The sequence below is a fragment of the Klebsiella sp. CN_Kp075 genome, from assembly GCF_040065055.2.
Taxonomy (GTDB): Bacteria; Pseudomonadota; Gammaproteobacteria; order Enterobacterales; family Enterobacteriaceae; genus Klebsiella; species Klebsiella aerogenes.
The window spans coordinates 588,454-603,442 of record NZ_CM198050.1 but is presented as its reverse complement, the minus strand read 5'-3'; the positions used below and the strand labels follow the sequence as shown (position 1 = coordinate 603,442).

The 14,989-nt window shown below is 54.8% G+C and carries 14 protein-coding genes; 11 read left to right on the top strand and 3 right to left on the bottom strand.

Features of this window, described 5'->3' with window-relative positions:
• Positions 1 to 482: 482 nt before the first annotated feature.
• Complete coding sequence (garD, locus tag ABLV78_RS02950) at positions 483 to 2,054, top strand: galactarate dehydratase (RefSeq protein WP_047044783.1); 1,572 nt, start codon at positions 483 to 485, stop codon at positions 2,052 to 2,054.
• A 201-nt stretch (positions 2,055 to 2,255) separates the two neighbouring features.
• Here garD and ABLV78_RS02945 read toward each other — a convergent pair whose 3' ends face one another.
• Positions 2,256 to 3,206, bottom strand: a complete 951-nt coding sequence (locus ABLV78_RS02945; protein ID WP_047044779.1) for a sugar kinase — start codon at positions 3,204 to 3,206, stop codon at positions 2,256 to 2,258.
• The gene (locus ABLV78_RS02940; RefSeq protein ID WP_162750129.1) at positions 3,206 to 4,009 is read right to left on the bottom strand and encodes a DeoR/GlpR family DNA-binding transcription regulator; all 804 of its coding nucleotides are present in this window, start codon (positions 4,007 to 4,009) and stop codon (positions 3,206 to 3,208) included. Before ABLV78_RS02940 ends, ABLV78_RS02945 begins: the two co-directional genes overlap by 1 nt.
• Positions 4,010 to 4,360: 351 nt before the next feature.
• On the opposite strand from ABLV78_RS02940, the gene ABLV78_RS02935 reads away from it, so the two are divergent.
• The 10 genes from ABLV78_RS02935 (at position 4,361) to ABLV78_RS02890 (ending at position 14,003) form a co-directional block, all read left to right on the top strand.
• Entirely contained in the window at positions 4,361 to 5,215 is an 855-nt protein-coding gene (locus ABLV78_RS02935) for a tagatose bisphosphate family class II aldolase (RefSeq protein ID WP_047044773.1), read from the top strand.
• A 24-nt stretch (positions 5,216 to 5,239) separates the two neighbouring features.
• A complete protein-coding gene (gene tagK, locus ABLV78_RS02930; RefSeq protein ID WP_047044770.1) occupies positions 5,240 to 6,154 on the top strand; it encodes a D-tagatose-1-phosphate kinase in 915 nt (304 codons plus the stop codon).
• A gap of 10 nt (positions 6,155 to 6,164) precedes the next feature.
• Entirely contained in the window at positions 6,165 to 7,577 is a 1,413-nt protein-coding gene (locus tag ABLV78_RS02925) for a PTS fructose transporter subunit IIC (RefSeq protein ID WP_047044766.1), read from the top strand.
• A 10-nt stretch (positions 7,578 to 7,587) separates the two neighbouring features.
• Complete coding sequence (locus ABLV78_RS02920) at positions 7,588 to 8,403, top strand: HPr family phosphocarrier protein (protein ID WP_047044763.1); 816 nt, start codon at positions 7,588 to 7,590, stop codon at positions 8,401 to 8,403.
• A gap of 176 nt (positions 8,404 to 8,579) precedes the next feature.
• Entirely contained in the window at positions 8,580 to 9,851 is a 1,272-nt protein-coding gene (gene gatZ / locus ABLV78_RS02915) for a tagatose-bisphosphate aldolase subunit GatZ (RefSeq protein WP_047044761.1), read from the top strand.
• A 13-nt stretch (positions 9,852 to 9,864) separates the two neighbouring features.
• Positions 9,865 to 10,332, top strand: a complete 468-nt coding sequence (gatA, locus tag ABLV78_RS02910; protein WP_047044757.1) for a PTS galactitol transporter subunit IIA — start codon at positions 9,865 to 9,867, stop codon at positions 10,330 to 10,332.
• Between the two features lie 26 nt (positions 10,333 to 10,358).
• The gene (gene gatB / locus ABLV78_RS02905) at positions 10,359 to 10,643 is read left to right on the top strand and encodes a PTS galactitol transporter subunit IIB (RefSeq protein ID WP_020077852.1); all 285 of its coding nucleotides are present in this window, start codon (positions 10,359 to 10,361) and stop codon (positions 10,641 to 10,643) included.
• A gap of 5 nt (positions 10,644 to 10,648) precedes the next feature.
• Complete coding sequence (locus tag ABLV78_RS02900) at positions 10,649 to 12,031, top strand: galactitol-specific PTS transporter subunit IIC (RefSeq protein ID WP_047044753.1); 1,383 nt, start codon at positions 10,649 to 10,651, stop codon at positions 12,029 to 12,031.
• Between the two features lie 44 nt (positions 12,032 to 12,075).
• Positions 12,076 to 13,119 (top strand): galactitol-1-phosphate 5-dehydrogenase, encoded by a 1,044-nt coding sequence (gatD, locus tag ABLV78_RS02895; protein ID WP_047044751.1) that lies wholly within the window; start codon positions 12,076 to 12,078, stop codon positions 13,117 to 13,119.
• A gap of 110 nt (positions 13,120 to 13,229) precedes the next feature.
• Complete coding sequence (locus tag ABLV78_RS02890; RefSeq protein WP_047044748.1) at positions 13,230 to 14,003, top strand: DeoR/GlpR family DNA-binding transcription regulator; 774 nt, start codon at positions 13,230 to 13,232, stop codon at positions 14,001 to 14,003.
• A 44-nt stretch (positions 14,004 to 14,047) separates the two neighbouring features.
• On the opposite strand, the gene ABLV78_RS02885 is transcribed toward ABLV78_RS02890, so the two are convergent.
• Positions 14,048 to 14,938, bottom strand: a complete 891-nt coding sequence (locus tag ABLV78_RS02885) for a Fic family protein (protein WP_165430689.1) — start codon at positions 14,936 to 14,938, stop codon at positions 14,048 to 14,050.
• Between the last annotated feature and the right edge of the window lie 51 nt (positions 14,939 to 14,989).

Below are 14,989 nucleotides of genomic sequence, written 5' to 3'. Positions count from 1 at the left end.
TTTTACCTTGGGTTAATCGTTGCTTACTGCTGTCATTCAATCCGTTTAATATCGTCAATCACAAATATAAACAGCAGAATTAAAAAGCGAACCGCTACCTATTTTCTCTTATCCAGGATCATTTAGATATTTTTCTGACACCGAATGTCCTTTATTATTTTTTAAGCGAGCTATTTATTCGCATATCGAACACCGCAAAACATGGCTCAGTATAATCATCCCACCGTTGCCAGACACTATGCACAATCACAATATAAACGCCTCAATAATCATTTTCGTTATGCAAATGCCAGAGAACGTGGGCGCTAATCCACACTTCTCAGGATTACCCATCTATGTGCAACGGTCGTCGAGGCAAGGAGTGACGTAGATCACAACCTAACGCTATAACTCCTGACATTCTTTATTTCATCATTTTGTTAAGCAGTAATTTAATTAACGAATTATTTTATTATTAGCACCGGTTTGGAGATCACTGGACAATGGCTGACATTGAAATTCGACAACAGTCACCGACGGCTTTTTATATAAAAGTACACCCTACAGATAATGTGGCGATTATTGTTAACGATCGCGGTTTAACCGCCGGAACGCGTTTTCCGGATGGCCTGACCCTCGTTGAACATATCCCGCAAGGCCATAAAGTCGCCCTTGTCGATATCCCTGCCCATGGTGAAATCATCCGCTACGGCGAAGTGATTGGCTTCGCCGTTCGCGATATACCAAAGGGAAGCTGGATTGATGAGTCGCTGGTCGAACTGCCAACCGCGCCGCCTCTCAATACCTTACCGCTGGCGACTAAAGTCCCCACGCCGCTGCCGCCGCTGGAAGGATACACCTTTGAAGGCTATCGCAATGCCGATGGCAGCGTGGGCACCAAAAATTTGCTGGGGATCAGCACCAGCGTGCACTGCGTCGCCGGCGTGGTGGATTATGTGGTCAAGATCATTGAACGCGACCTGCTGCCAAAATATCCCAACGTCGACGGCGTAGTGGGATTAAACCACCTCTACGGCTGCGGCGTGGCGATTAACGCCCCGGCGGCCATCGTGCCGATTCGCACCATCCACAATATCGCGCTGAACCCTAACTTTGGCGGCGAGGTAATGGTGATTGGCCTTGGCTGTGAAAAGCTGCAGCCGGAACGTCTGCTGCAGGGAACCGAAGACGTGCAGCCGATCGCCGTCGATAGCGCAAGCGTGGTGCGTTTGCAGGATGAACAGCATGTCGGTTTTAAATCGATGGTCGATGATATCCTGCAGGTTGCCGAGCGCCACCTGGCGAAGCTGAACGCCCGTCAGCGTGAGACCTGCCCGGCTTCGGAATTAGTGGTCGGTATGCAGTGCGGCGGCAGTGACGCCTTCTCCGGCGTGACCGCCAACCCGGCGGTGGGCTATGCGTCCGACCTGCTGGTGCGCTGCGGCGCGACGGTAATGTTCTCGGAAGTGACCGAGGTACGCGATGCTATCCATCTGTTAACCCCGCGCGCCATCAACGAAGAAGTTGGCAAACGACTGCTGGAAGAGATGGCCTGGTACGATAACTATCTGGAGCTGGGAAAAACCGACCGCAGCGCCAATCCGTCGCCGGGTAATAAGAAAGGCGGTCTGGCGAACGTGGTGGAAAAAGCGCTGGGTTCGATTGCCAAATCTGGCAAAAGCGCCATCGTCGAAGTTCTCTCGCCGGGTCAGCGCCCGACGAAACGCGGGCTTATCTATGCCGCGACGCCGGCCAGCGATTTTGTCTGCGGCACTCAACAGGTGGCTTCCGGCATTACCGTTCAGGTATTCACCACCGGGCGCGGCACCCCTTACGGCCTGATGGCGGTGCCGGTGATTAAAATGGCGACCCGTACCGAGCTTGCCAACCGCTGGTACGACTTAATGGATATCAATGCCGGTACCATCGCGACCGGCGAAGAGACGATTGAGGAAGTCGGGCAGAAGCTGTTTGAGTTCATTCTGGACGTCGCCAGCGGGCGTAAGAAAACCTTCTCCGATCAATGGGGTCTGCATAACCAGCTGGCGGTATTTAACCCGGCGCCGGTGACCTGATAAGATCCTATCTCATTAGGGCTATTTTGCTTGCCATTTTGAACCTGGGCAGTACTCGAAATCCTCACGTACTACGTGTACGCTCCGGTTTCTGCGCGCTGTCCGTGTTCAAACTGGCTGCGCCAATTACGCCTACTGGGATAGGCTCTAAGTCCCCCTGGCCAACCATAATAATCAGCCCGGAATTATCCGGGCTGATTATTATTGGTGTTGCGCTGCCAAAAAGTTTTTGATTTGCGCCTGCGTCGAAGTGCCTTCCATAGGACCGCGTTGGCTAATCGCCAGGGAACCGCTGGCGTTTGCCCATTTCAGCGCTTCCTGAGGCGTGGCGCCGCTGAGGAACAGGCTGACGAAAGTCGCGCCGAAACAGTCTCCTGCGCCAGTCGGATCGACAACCGGCACGTTAAAGCCGGCGACGTGGTGCGTTTCAGAGCCGCTAAAGTAGCTCGCGCCACGCGGGCCGCGTTTAATCACCACGTGTTTAACACCGCGTTTCAGAAGCTTATCAACCAGTACCTGCTCATTTCGCCCCGGATTCAGGCCAAAGTAGTCCAGTTCGCCGTCGCTCGGTAGAAAGATATCGGTGTAATCGAGAATATATTCAAAGGCTTGCGACATCTCAGGGATATTCAGCATCTCTTTGCGAATATTAGGATCGAACGACACCGTGCCGTTGCGCGCTTTAATGTTTTCAATCGCTTTACGCATCGCATCAATAATGCGAAACGAGAACAGCGACGACCCCATAATGTGGAAATGCTGGCACTGGTTAAGCAGCGTCTCGTCGATATGATCCGCGGTCAGAAGGCCACAGGCGCTGTTGGGCATATTAAAAATAAAGTCGCGCTGCGCCTGGCTGCTATAGCTGACGAACGCGCTGCCTGTAGTCGCTTTCTGCAGCATGGCAATGCCGTTAACGTTAACGCCATCTTTCTCCAACCGTGCAATATTCATTTCCCCAAATGCGTCGCTGCCGACGCAGCTAAACAGCACGGAACCAAAACCCAGCTTCGCCACCTGATCGGCAAAAATCGCCGGCGCGCCGCTGGGATAGGGGCCCCAAAATTCACCGGGGCGGGAAAATCCCTGGTTTTCTTCCTTAGCGAGAAATTCCACCAGCAGCTCGCCGATGGTGCAAATGGTTACGTTCATCACCGCTCCTGGTTTGTCTTCTGCAAAGCCGTGTTGAGCCATGTCAGGCACTCATTGTTGGTGTAGCTGTTGGTTAAACCCGCGGCGAGGAAACGGGCATGATATTCCGCGGCGACAACCTGTGGCGTCACCACGCTACTCATTTGCTGAAGTTCGCCGATGGCATAACGTTTTTCGCCATAAACCGGACGGGAAGCAACAACCGCAATGACCCGCTCACTCTGCGCGACGGCTTCGCTCAACAGACGAGCGCTAGTTTCGTTGCGTACGCTCAGGGTGCCGTCTTCAGCAACGTGGTCAACCGCAATCAGCGCACGCGATGGCCGGTAATGACCTAACGCTTTCAGCGCCAAATCGCCTTCGACAATCCGTCCGTTGCCGCCAAGCACGCCGCCAAGCAGCACCGTTTCCCCATTCAGGAACTCCTGCGCCAGCGCGACATGGGCCAGATCGTTGAGCAGCAGGCAAAGTTCCTCACTGTTAGCCAGAAACGGGATGACTTTGCGCAGAATAGAACCCTGGCCTAAAAATAGCGTTTCGCTATCTTCAATTTGCACCGCTACCTGACGCGCCATTTCCGTTTCCAGCGCTTTGTCCGTCACCTGTGGAGCGTCGCGAACCGTAGCGACCGGCGTGCCGGCCTGAGCCGTGTAAATCGCCCCGCCGAATGAACGCTTCAGATACCCCTGCTGCTCGAGGTAGTTTAGATCGTTACGGATTGTCACTCCGGAAACAGCCAGCATTTCAGCCAGATCGTCGACTTTAATCTCTCCGTTCTTACGAACGATCTCCGCGATGTCCAAGCGCCTTTTCAGCAGACTGGTTGACGGTTTTGCCACGGGTTATGCCTTTTTATTTTCTCCTGGAATAACTTTCATTTTTAAATTTCCCCATCTTAATGTCAAACCACGCCAGTTAGCCCCGTGAAGAAAAATCAATAAAGATAATAAAATTCAAATAGATAACAACATGATATCGCTTCATTAGAATTTTAAAAAAGAAACATAAAAAAGATTATTAACTTTCATTTTAAAAATCAATTCTCCATTGTGTGCGATGGATCACACCTAAACGCGGAAACGATCGTTACATTACTTTCAAATTGAAGGTTAAATTAAAAATATAACTTACAAGTTGAAAATAGAGGATATAGAATGTACATCATTTCCAGTAAAAACATGCTGTTAAAGGCCCAGCGTCATGGTTACGCGGTCCCCGCTTTCAATATCCATAATCTTGAAACCATGCAGGTAGTGGTGGAAACGGCAGCAGAGCTGCGCTCGCCGCTGATCCTTGCCGGCACGCCGGGCACCTATCGCTATGCCGGCACCGGCAATGTGGTAGCGATCGCCCGAGATCTGGCGAAAATATGGGATCTCCCGCTCGCTCTGCACCTCGATCATCACGAGGAGCTGGCCGACATCACGCACAAAGTCCAGGCGGGCATTCGCTCGGTCATGATCGACGGATCTCATTCGCCGTTCGAAGAAAACGTGGCGCTGGTGAAAAGCGTGGTGGAGTTAAGTCATCGTTACGATGCCAGCGTGGAAGCCGAGCTGGGGCGACTGGGCGGCGTGGAAGACGATCTGGTGGTCGACGCCAAAGATGCGCTCTATACCAACCCGGAACAGGCCCGCGAATTCGTCGCCCGTACCGGAATTGACTCACTGGCCGTCGCCATCGGCACCGCTCACGGGCTCTATACCGCCGAACCGAAACTTGATTTTGACCGCCTGGCCGCCATCCGTGACTGCGTTGACGTTCCGCTGGTACTGCACGGCGCGTCTGGCCTGCCGGATAGCGATATTCGTCGCGCCATTTCTCTGGGCGTCTGCAAAGTCAACGTCGCCACCGAACTGAAAATCGCCTTCTCGGATGCGTTGAAAACCTACTTCCTGGAAAATCCGGGCGCCAACGATCCACGTCACTATATGACGCCGGCAAAAGCGGCAATGAAAGAGGTTGTCCGCAAAGTGATTCACGTTTGCGGCTGCGAAGGGCAACTGTAATCCGCGGATCGAAGGAGCAATGTCGTGATCCATACGCTGACACTGAATACCGCGATCGATATGAATATCTTTTGCGACCCGCTTCGGCCTGCGGCAGTCAACCGCACCCGGCAAACGGAATATTGCCCGAATGGCAAAGGGGTGAACGTTTCGCTGGTATTAGATCATTATCGGCAGCCCACCCACGTCATGGGCATATTTGGCGGCTTTACCGGCCGCTATATAGTCGAAGAGCTGCGCAGACAGCATATTAAAGTGACTCCGGCATGGGTCGCCGACCCTACCCGTATTAATATTTTTATTAATGACGGACACGAAGAATATAAGTTAGTGAATCCCGGCGCGCGTATTAACGATGAAGGCAAAGAGCAAATTATTCATCATTTACAGTGCGTCGAACCCGGTGATTATTTGGTTATCAGCGGCAGTTTGCCGCCGGGAATTGAAAGCCGATTCTATAGCGAAATAATGGTCTTGTGTCAGCAAAAAGGCTGTGAAGTCATTTTAGATATCAGCCACCCGGCACTGCACCAGCTGCTGGAGCTGCGCCCACTATTGATTAAACCCAATGACGACGAACTAAAAGAGATTTTCGATCTCGACGTCGGCAGCCCGCAGCAGGTACGGGAAGCAATGCGCACGCTCCACCAGCTCGGGGCCCGAAACGTGCTGCTCACCCTGGGCGCTCAGGGGCTTTACTTTTCAAACGGCGAGCAGCTGTGGTTCTGCTCGGCGCCGAAAATCGAGCTGGTTAGTTCGGCCTGCGCCGGCGATGCCGCGCTGGGTGCGTTCCTGAGTAAATGGATTAACGAAGATGATGTCGTTCACGCTCTGGCGCTGGCCAGCGCCACCGGCGCCGATGTTGCCGCCTCCGCCGGGCTTGGCAAATTAAACCGTACACAAGAATTATTACAACAACTTCAGATCGTCCAATTATAAAGGTCCGATTATGAAAAAGATTATTGCCGTTACCGGCTGCCCTACAGGTATTGCCCATACCTTTATGGCTGAAGAAGCCTTAAAGACCGCAGCAAAAAAATTAAACGTTGAGATCAAAGTTGAAACCAACGGCGCTTCCGGGGTAGAAAATGTCATTACACCGGAAGACCTGAAAGATATTTATGGCGTGATTATCGCTGCCGATAAAGATGTTAATGCCGAACGTTTTAATGGTTTGCCGGTTATTGAAGTGCCGGTTAAAGAGGCTATTCATCACCCGGCAGAATTAATTAATAAAGTCGTCAGCGGTCAGGCGCAACGCCGACAGGGGAGCTCGGCCACAGCGGATCCTGCGGAGAAATATGCGCAGGAATCATTCGGCCGACAGATTTATAAACATCTGATGAGCGGCGTTTCCAATATGCTGCCTTTCGTGGTGGCCGGCGGGATCTTAATTGCCATTTCTTTCCTGTGGGGTATTTACTCCGCCGACCCGAATTCAGCGCAATATAACGTGATTGCCGCCACGCTGATGAAGGTCGGCCAGCAGGCGTTCTCGATCATGGTACCGGTGTTCACCGCCTACATTGCCTGGTCTATTTCCGGCCGTCCGGGGATGGTCGCCGGGTTTGTCGGGGGCCTGCTGGCAAACGCCACCGGCGCCGGGTTCCTCGGCGGGATCATCGCCGGTTTCGCCGCGGGTTACTTTATGCTGCTAATCCGCCGCCTGCTCGACGGCCTGCCGCGTCAGTACGAAGGGCTGAAGTCGATCTTTATTATGCCGCTGATCGGCGTACTGGTAATTGGCGTGCTGATGGTACTGCTTGGACAACCGGTGGCGGCGATCAACAACGGCATGATGAACTGGCTTAGCTCTCTGCAAGAAGCCAACCCCATTCTGCTGGGGATTGTGGTCGGCGCAATGTGTTCATTCGACTTCGGCGGCCCGGTCAATAAAGCGGCCTACGTCACCGGTACGCTACTGCTGGGCCAGGGCAACTATTTCTTTATGGCCGGCGTCTCCGCTGCCTGCATTACCCCGCCGCTGGTGATCGCGCTGGCAACCACATTTTTCCCGAAAGGCTTTAGCGAAGAAGAGCGCGCCGCCGGGATGGTGAACTATATCCTCGGCTGCACGCACATTACCGAAGGTGCGATTCCCTTTGCCGCCAAGGATCCGCTGCGGGTGATCCCGATGATGATGATCGCCTCTTCAATCTCGGCCGTTCTCAGCTACAGCCTGCATATTCAGGTTCCGGCGCCGCACGGCGGCTTCTTAATCCTACCGCTGGTCAGCAAACCACTGGCATGGGTGTTGTGCATTCTTGCCGGTTCCGCCTGCGGCGCGCTTATGTTGGGATGCTGGCGATTGTGGCAGAAACGCACTCAGGAAGCGACGGCGCTTGCCGGCGCCATCAAATAAGGAGCGAACAATGCAGCTGACTTCCGCAGATATTCATTTCGACCATGAGGTCAAAACGAAAGATGAAGCGCTACAGCGCGTCGTCGGTTCCCTGACCGCAGCCGGGCATACACAGATGGCCTATCTGGAGGGAATGCGCGAACGCGAGGGACAAATCAGTACCTATCTGGGCAACGGCATCGCCATTCCTCACGGCACGCCGCAAACCCGCGATGCGGTGCTAAGAACCGGCGTGAAGGTGCTAGCCTGTCCGCAGGGGGTGGACTGGGGCGAAGGGCAAACCGCCTATTTGATTGTCGGTATCGCCGCTCAGGACAACGAACATCTCGATATCTTACGCCAGCTCACCCATGCGCTAGGCGACGATCGGGTGCCCGTCGCGCTGTCGCGGGCCGATACTCCGCAGGCGGTGCTGGAGATACTTGCTGGCGATATCGCGCCGGCGCAAGGCGAAGAACCGGAACCGCCGCCGTGCTTTGATGAAGAGGCGACCTTTACGCTGCGCAATCCGCACGGCCTGCATGCCCGACCCAGCGCTGTACTGGTGAAAGCCGTCAAGCAATGGCAGTCGCAAATCCAGGTCGAAAACCTGGATACACGCTCATCGATTGTCGATGCAAAAAATCTGATGCGCGTCGTATCGCTGGGCGCCAAACAGGGTCATCGCCTGCACTTCATGGCCAGCGGCAGCGATGCGCATCAGGCGCTGAAAGCTATTGGCGACGCCTTTAACGCCGGGCTCGGCGAGATCGCCGCCCAACCGCAGCAGGTTTCTCAGGCGGCAGAAAAAGGCAAACGCAGTTGGCTGTCCCGGTTATTCAGTTAATTTTCAAATAATTAAAAACGCTCTGCCGTGTTGGTCAGGGCGTTTTTTTTGCCAGTAAGACACCCTGTTCAGCGCTTGCACAGCAATTTATCGATACAGATCACAATTCAAAACAAAGACATTTGCGACTAAAACAAAACATAACGAATATATTCGAAAGAAAACGGAGGTTGTAAATGAAAGATATTATCTCTCGCCATAAGTCCGGCGAACACATCGGCATCTGTTCAGTTTGTTCCGCCCACCCGCTGGTTATCGAAGCGGCGTTACGTTTCGATCTACCAACCAACAATAAAGTGCTGATTGAAGCAACATCAAACCAGGTCAACCAGTTTGGCGGCTATACCGGCATGCAGCCGGCCGATTTCCGCGACTTTGTCTACAACATCGCCCGCACCGTCGGTTTCCCGGCCGAACGCATTATTCTTGGCGGCGACCATCTGGGCCCAAACTGCTGGCAAGACGAACCGGCTGCCGACGCGATGAAAAAATCCATCGACCTTATCAAAGCCTATGTCGCCGCAGGCTTTAGTAAGATCCATCTGGATGCGTCGATGTCCTGTGCCGACGACCCGGTGCCGTTGAACCCAAGCGTGGTGGCAGAGCGCGCCGCCCGCCTGTGTCAGGCCGCTGAAGAAACCGCCAGCGATGAGCAAAAGCGTCAGCTGACCTACGTTATCGGAACAGAAGTACCGGTTCCCGGCGGCGAAGCCAGCACCATCGGCAGCGTCCATGTCACCCGAGCGCAGGATGCCGCCGCCACCCTCGAAACCCATGAAGCGGCGTTCCGCAAGCTGGGCCTCGACGCCGCGCTGAAGCGCGTCATCGCCATCGTCGTGCAGCCGGGCGTGGAGTTCGACCACACGCAAATCATCCATTACCAACCGCAGGAAGCGAAAGCGCTGTCCGCGTGGATCGAAAATACCCCGATGGTGTACGAAGCCCACTCCACCGACTACCAATCCCGCCAGGCCTACCGCGCGCTGGTCCGCGACCACTTCGCCATTCTGAAAGTCGGCCCGGCGCTCACCTTTGCCCTGCGCGAAGCCATTTTCGCCCTCGCACAGATGGAAAATGAGCTGATCGCGCCGGAGTCCCGCAGCCGGGTGATGGAAGTTATCGACGAGGTGATGCTCAACGAACCGGGCTACTGGAAAAAATACTATCGCCCGACCTGGAGTCAGGCGATGGTCGATATCCACTTTAGCCTTTCCGACCGTATCCGTTACTACTGGCCGCACCCGCGTATTCGTCAGAGCGTTGAGAAACTTATCGCGAATCTGACCGACGCTAAGCTGCCGCTGGGGCTTATCAGTCAATATATGCCGGTGCAGTTTGAACGACTGTCGCTGAATGAACTGAACGCCGTGCCGCACGAGCTCATCCTCGACAAAATCCAGGATGTTCTGCGTGCCTACCGTTACGGTTGTTCTCCTGAAACCGCGTGAAAAAAGAGGATTTATGAGTCAATTGTTTGTTCGTACCGGCATTCATTTCAGCTCCAGCCAGCAGGCGCTGGAGCATATTGGCGCGGAAATGCTGGCGCGAGGTGTTGTGCATGATAGCTATCCGGCAGCCCTGCTCGAACGCGAAGCGACTTTTCCGACCGGCATCGCGCTGGAGCAGCACGCCGTGGCCATTCCCCACTGCGAAGCCATGCACGCGAAGTCACCGGCGATTTATCTGATTCGTCCGGACGCGCCGGTCCCTTTTCAGCGTGCTGATGACGATGGCGATATCGACGTTTCGCTTATCATCGCGCTGATTGTTGAAAACCCGGCGGCACAGCTGAAGCTGCTGCGCCGGCTATTTAGTGAGCTACAAAATCCAAACACGCTGGAGGCTCTGCTCGCCGCTACCGACGAGCGGCTGCCGGTGCTGTTCCAGCAATTTATCCTTGAGCCCGAGCTTAGCGTTCAGGCTTCATAACATACTGATAATAAAAGGGGTACCCTATGAAACGTAAAGTTATCGTTGCCTGCGGCGGCGCCGTCGCCACCTCCACGATGGCCGCAGAAGAGATTAAAGAGCTGTGTGCAGACCACAATATTGAGCTGGATCTGGTGCAGTGCCGGGTCAATGAAATCGAAACCTACATGGACGGCGCGGACCTTATCTGCACCACCGCCCGCGTGGACCGCGCCTTCGGCGATATTCCGGTGGTTCACGGCATGCCGTTCGTCTCCGGCGTCGGCATTGAAGCCTTACAGCAGAAAATCCTCGGCATTCTCGCGGAGTAAACGCCATGTTCAGCGAAATCATGCGTTATATCCTCGATCTTGGTCCAACGGTGATGCTGCCGATCGTGATCATTATCTTCTCCAAACTGCTGGGGATGAAGCTCGGGGACTGTTTCAAATCCGGTCTGCATATCGGGATTGGTTTTGTCGGCATTGGCCTGGTTATTGGCCTAATGCTCGACTCCATCGGCCCGGCGGCAAAGGCGATGGCGGAGCATTTCCAGATTAACCTTCACGTGATTGATATCGGCTGGCCGGGGTCATCGCCGATGACCTGGGCGTCGCAAATCGCACTGGTAGCCATTCCAGTCGCCATCGTGGTCAATATCGTCATGCTGGTCACCCGCATGACCCGCGTTGTGAACGTCGATATCTGGAACATCTGGCATATGACCTTTACCGGCGCGATGCTGCATATCGCGACCGGTTCATACTGGATAGGTATTCTCGGCGTCGTGGTCCATGCCGCCTTCGTTTACAAGCTGGGTGACTGGTTTGCCAGGGATACCCGCGATTTCTTCGGCCTTGATGGCATCGCGATACCGCACGGCAGTTCGGCGTACTTAGGGCCGATTGCGGTGCTCGTCGATACCATCATCGAAAAAGTCCCCGGCCTTAACCGGATACACTTTAGCGCCGATGATATCCAGAAACGCTTCGGCCCCTTCGGTGAACCGGTCACCGTCGGCTTCGTGATGGGGCTGGTGATTGGCGCGCTGGCGGGTTATGACCTGAAAGGTATTCTGCAGTTGGCGGTGAAAACCGCGGCGGTGATGCTGCTGATGCCACGGGTGATCAAACCCATTATGGATGGCCTCAACCCGATAGCCAAACAGGCGCGTAAACGCCTGCAGGCCAAATTCGGCGGACAGGAGTTCCTGATTGGTCTCGATCCGGCACTGCTGCTTGGTCATACCTCGGTGGTGTCCGCCAGCCTGATTTTCATCCCGCTGAGCATTCTGATCGCCGTCGTGGTTCCAGGCAACCAGGTCCTGCCGTTCGGCGACCTGGCGACCATCGGCTTCTTCGTGGCGATGGCGGTGGCGGTGCATCAGGGCAATCTGTTCCGCACCCTGATTTCCGGGGTCATCATTATGGGTATCACCCTGTGGATCGCGACCCAGACCATCGGCCTGCACACTCAACTGGCGGCAAACGCCGGGGCATTGAAAGCAGGCGGTATGGTGGCGTCAATGGACCAGGGCGGTTCGCCGATTACCTGGCTGCTGATCCAGCTCTTTACCTGGCAGAACGTGCTCGGCTTCGCGATTATCGGCATCATCTATCTGTCTGGCGTCCTGCTAACCTGGCGTCGCGCCCGCCACTTCATGGCGGTAGAGAAAGCAGAGAAAAGCGCCGCCGCGCAACAACATTCAACCGCATCTTAAGCATTAGGGGAGCGCCGCTCCCCTAAACATTTCTGGAGAATGGTATGAAATCAGTGGTAATCCATGCTGAGGGGAGCGTCTGCGTTGAAGAACGCCCCATCCCCACGCTGCAAACGGAAAACGATGTCCTGGTCAAAGTGGTCAGCTCCGGGCTGTGCGGCTCCGATATCCCGCGCATTTTCGCCAAAGGCGCGCATTACTACCCTATTACGCTTGGGCATGAATTCAGCGGCTATGTGGAGTCCTACGGCGCGGCGGTGACCGACCTGCAGCCCGGCGACGCCGTCGCCTGCGTGCCGCTGCTGCCCTGCTTCCAGTGCCCGCAGTGCCAGCGCGAATATTTCTCTTTATGTAAGCAGTATCAGTTCGTCGGTTCCCGCAGCGAGGGCGGCAACGCTGAATACGTGGTGGTGAAGCGCGCCAACCTGTTCCGCCTGCCCGATCAAATGCCTATAGATGACGGCGCGTTCATTGAGCCGATAACCGTTGGCCTGCACGCTTTTCATCTGGCGCAGGGCTGCGAAGGTAAAAACGTCATTATTATCGGCGCTGGCACCATCGGCCTGCTGGCGCTGCAGTGCGCCCGCGAGCTGGGAGCCAGAAGCGTCACAGCCATCGACATTAATCCACAGAAGCTGGAGCTGGCCAAAACCCTTGGCGCGACCCGCGTGTTCAATAGCCGCGAGATGAGCGGCCAGGCGATTCAGCAGGCGCTGGAGGAAATCCAGTTCGACCAGCTCGTCCTCGAGACCGCCGGCACGCCGCAGACCGTCGCGCTGGCGATTGAGGCCGCCGGGCCGCGGGCGCAGCTGGCGCTGGTCGGCACTCTGCATCACGACCTAACGCTGCCCGCCGCCACCTTCGGGCAGATCCTGCGTAAAGAGCTGAATATCGTCGGCAGCTGGATGAACTACTCTGGCCCGTGGCCGGGAGAAGAGTGGCAAACAGCGACCCGCCTGCTGACGGAAAAACGCCTGCAGCTGGCGCCGCTGATTGCCCATCGCGGCGACGCCGAGAGTTTTGCGCGCGAAGTTCAGGCGCTAAACGGCGCGCCGATGCAGGGAAAAATCCTCCTGAAACTCTCCTGACCGCCTGAGCCAGCAATCTGCGCTGGCTCACATAACCTTTCGAAAATTATCGTTCAACTTTCGTTACCCTTCGATTACACTAAGATGAGTTAATTATCAGGCAAATCAAGATGAACTCATTTGAACGAAGGAACAAAATCGTCGATCTGGTGAATACGCAGGGCAGCGTATTGGTATTAGACCTTTCGAATCTCTTTGGCATCTCTGAGGTCACCATTCGCGCCGATCTCCGCTTGCTGGAAGAGAAAGGGTTGCTGACCCGTTTTCACGGCGGCGCCGCCCGTCCGGGTAGCGATCTGACCGAAGGCGATAACCTGGAAGTGGTGCTGGAAGATCGTTACCAGCTCGCCAGCGATCCGAAAAAGCGTATTGCCCAGGCCGCCGCGGCCATGATCCGCGAAGGCATGACGGTGATCCTCGATAGCGGCAGCACTACGCTGCTGATCGCCGAAGCGCTGGTGCGAATGACCAATATCACCGTCATCACCAACAGCCTGCCCGCCGCATTCACGCTGTCGGAAAATAAAGATATTACGCTGGTGGTATGCGGCGGAACGGTGCGGCATAAAACGCATTCAATGCACGGAACTATCGCCGAACGTTCGCTGCAGGGGATTTGCGCCGACCTGATGTTTGTGGGCGCCGACGGTATCGATGCGACCAACGGCATCACCACTTTTAATGAAGGCTATTCCATCAGCAGCGTGATGGCCGCCGCCGCGCATCAGGTGATCGCCGTACTCGACGCCAGCAAATTCAATCGCCGGGGCTTTAACCAGGTACTGCCGATGGACAAAATTAACTGCGTGATTACCGACGACGGCATCAGTGATAGCGACCGCGCGGCAATAAGCCGCAAGAAGGTGGAATTGAAGATTGTTTAGTCACGCACTGAGCAGAGCGTGTATTCAGACTATGGCGGCTGGTTCTACTTTACCAGCCACCTTCCGCCTTTTTTGGCGCCCGTGCGAATCAATTTCCCTTTCGCCTGTAACCCCTGCAGATAGCGCTCAACCGTTCGCGCTGATATCCCCATGATTTCAGCCAGCGCTCTCGCCGTCAAATCCGGGGTTACGGTAAGCAAATGTAGAATTTTGGTTTCCGGTTCCGTTAATTTCGCGTCGATTTCTTCCGACATTTCTTCCGACATTTCTTCCGACACGAAGAATGATGTCTCCAGACCTTCTTTCAGCGCCGCCACGACATTTTGTAACATCCAGGTCACGAATAGCGTGCAATCACTGGTTTTGTCGCACAACCCCAAAATTTCGTAATAGCGCTCTTGCTGATGGTGGATAAGCGTTTCAACCGGCAGCCAGGCTAATTCCTGACGCCACTGGCTTAGAATCAACGTCTGCCATAAACGCCCCATCCTACCGTTGCCATCAGCGAAAGGATGAATAAACTCAAACTCATAGTGGAAAACCGAACTGGCAATTAAGGGATGAAGATCGGTCTGTTCCAGCCAACAGAGTAAATCCGCGATAAGCCTTGGGACCAGTGCAGCAGGCGGAGCCATATGTACCACCTGCGTACCACGGTAAATACCCACGTTACCGCCACGTAAAACGCCAGGACTATCCACCAACCCTATCATCAGCGTTTTGTGCGCCGCCAGAAGGTCGCTTATATTTGCCGCATGCCATCCGGGCATTAATTCATAAGCACGAATGGCATTTCTCACTTCCTGAATATCCTTTGCCGGCGCCAGAACCCTTTTGCCTTCCAGCAGTGCCGTTACCTGTTCCATGCTCAGGCTATTATGTTCAATCGCGAGTGACGCCTGAATGGTACGAATGCGGTTTTCTTTACGCAGCAACGGCGATGTTTGTCCACGTTTCGCCGACCAATGCCCAAGCAATTCACCAAT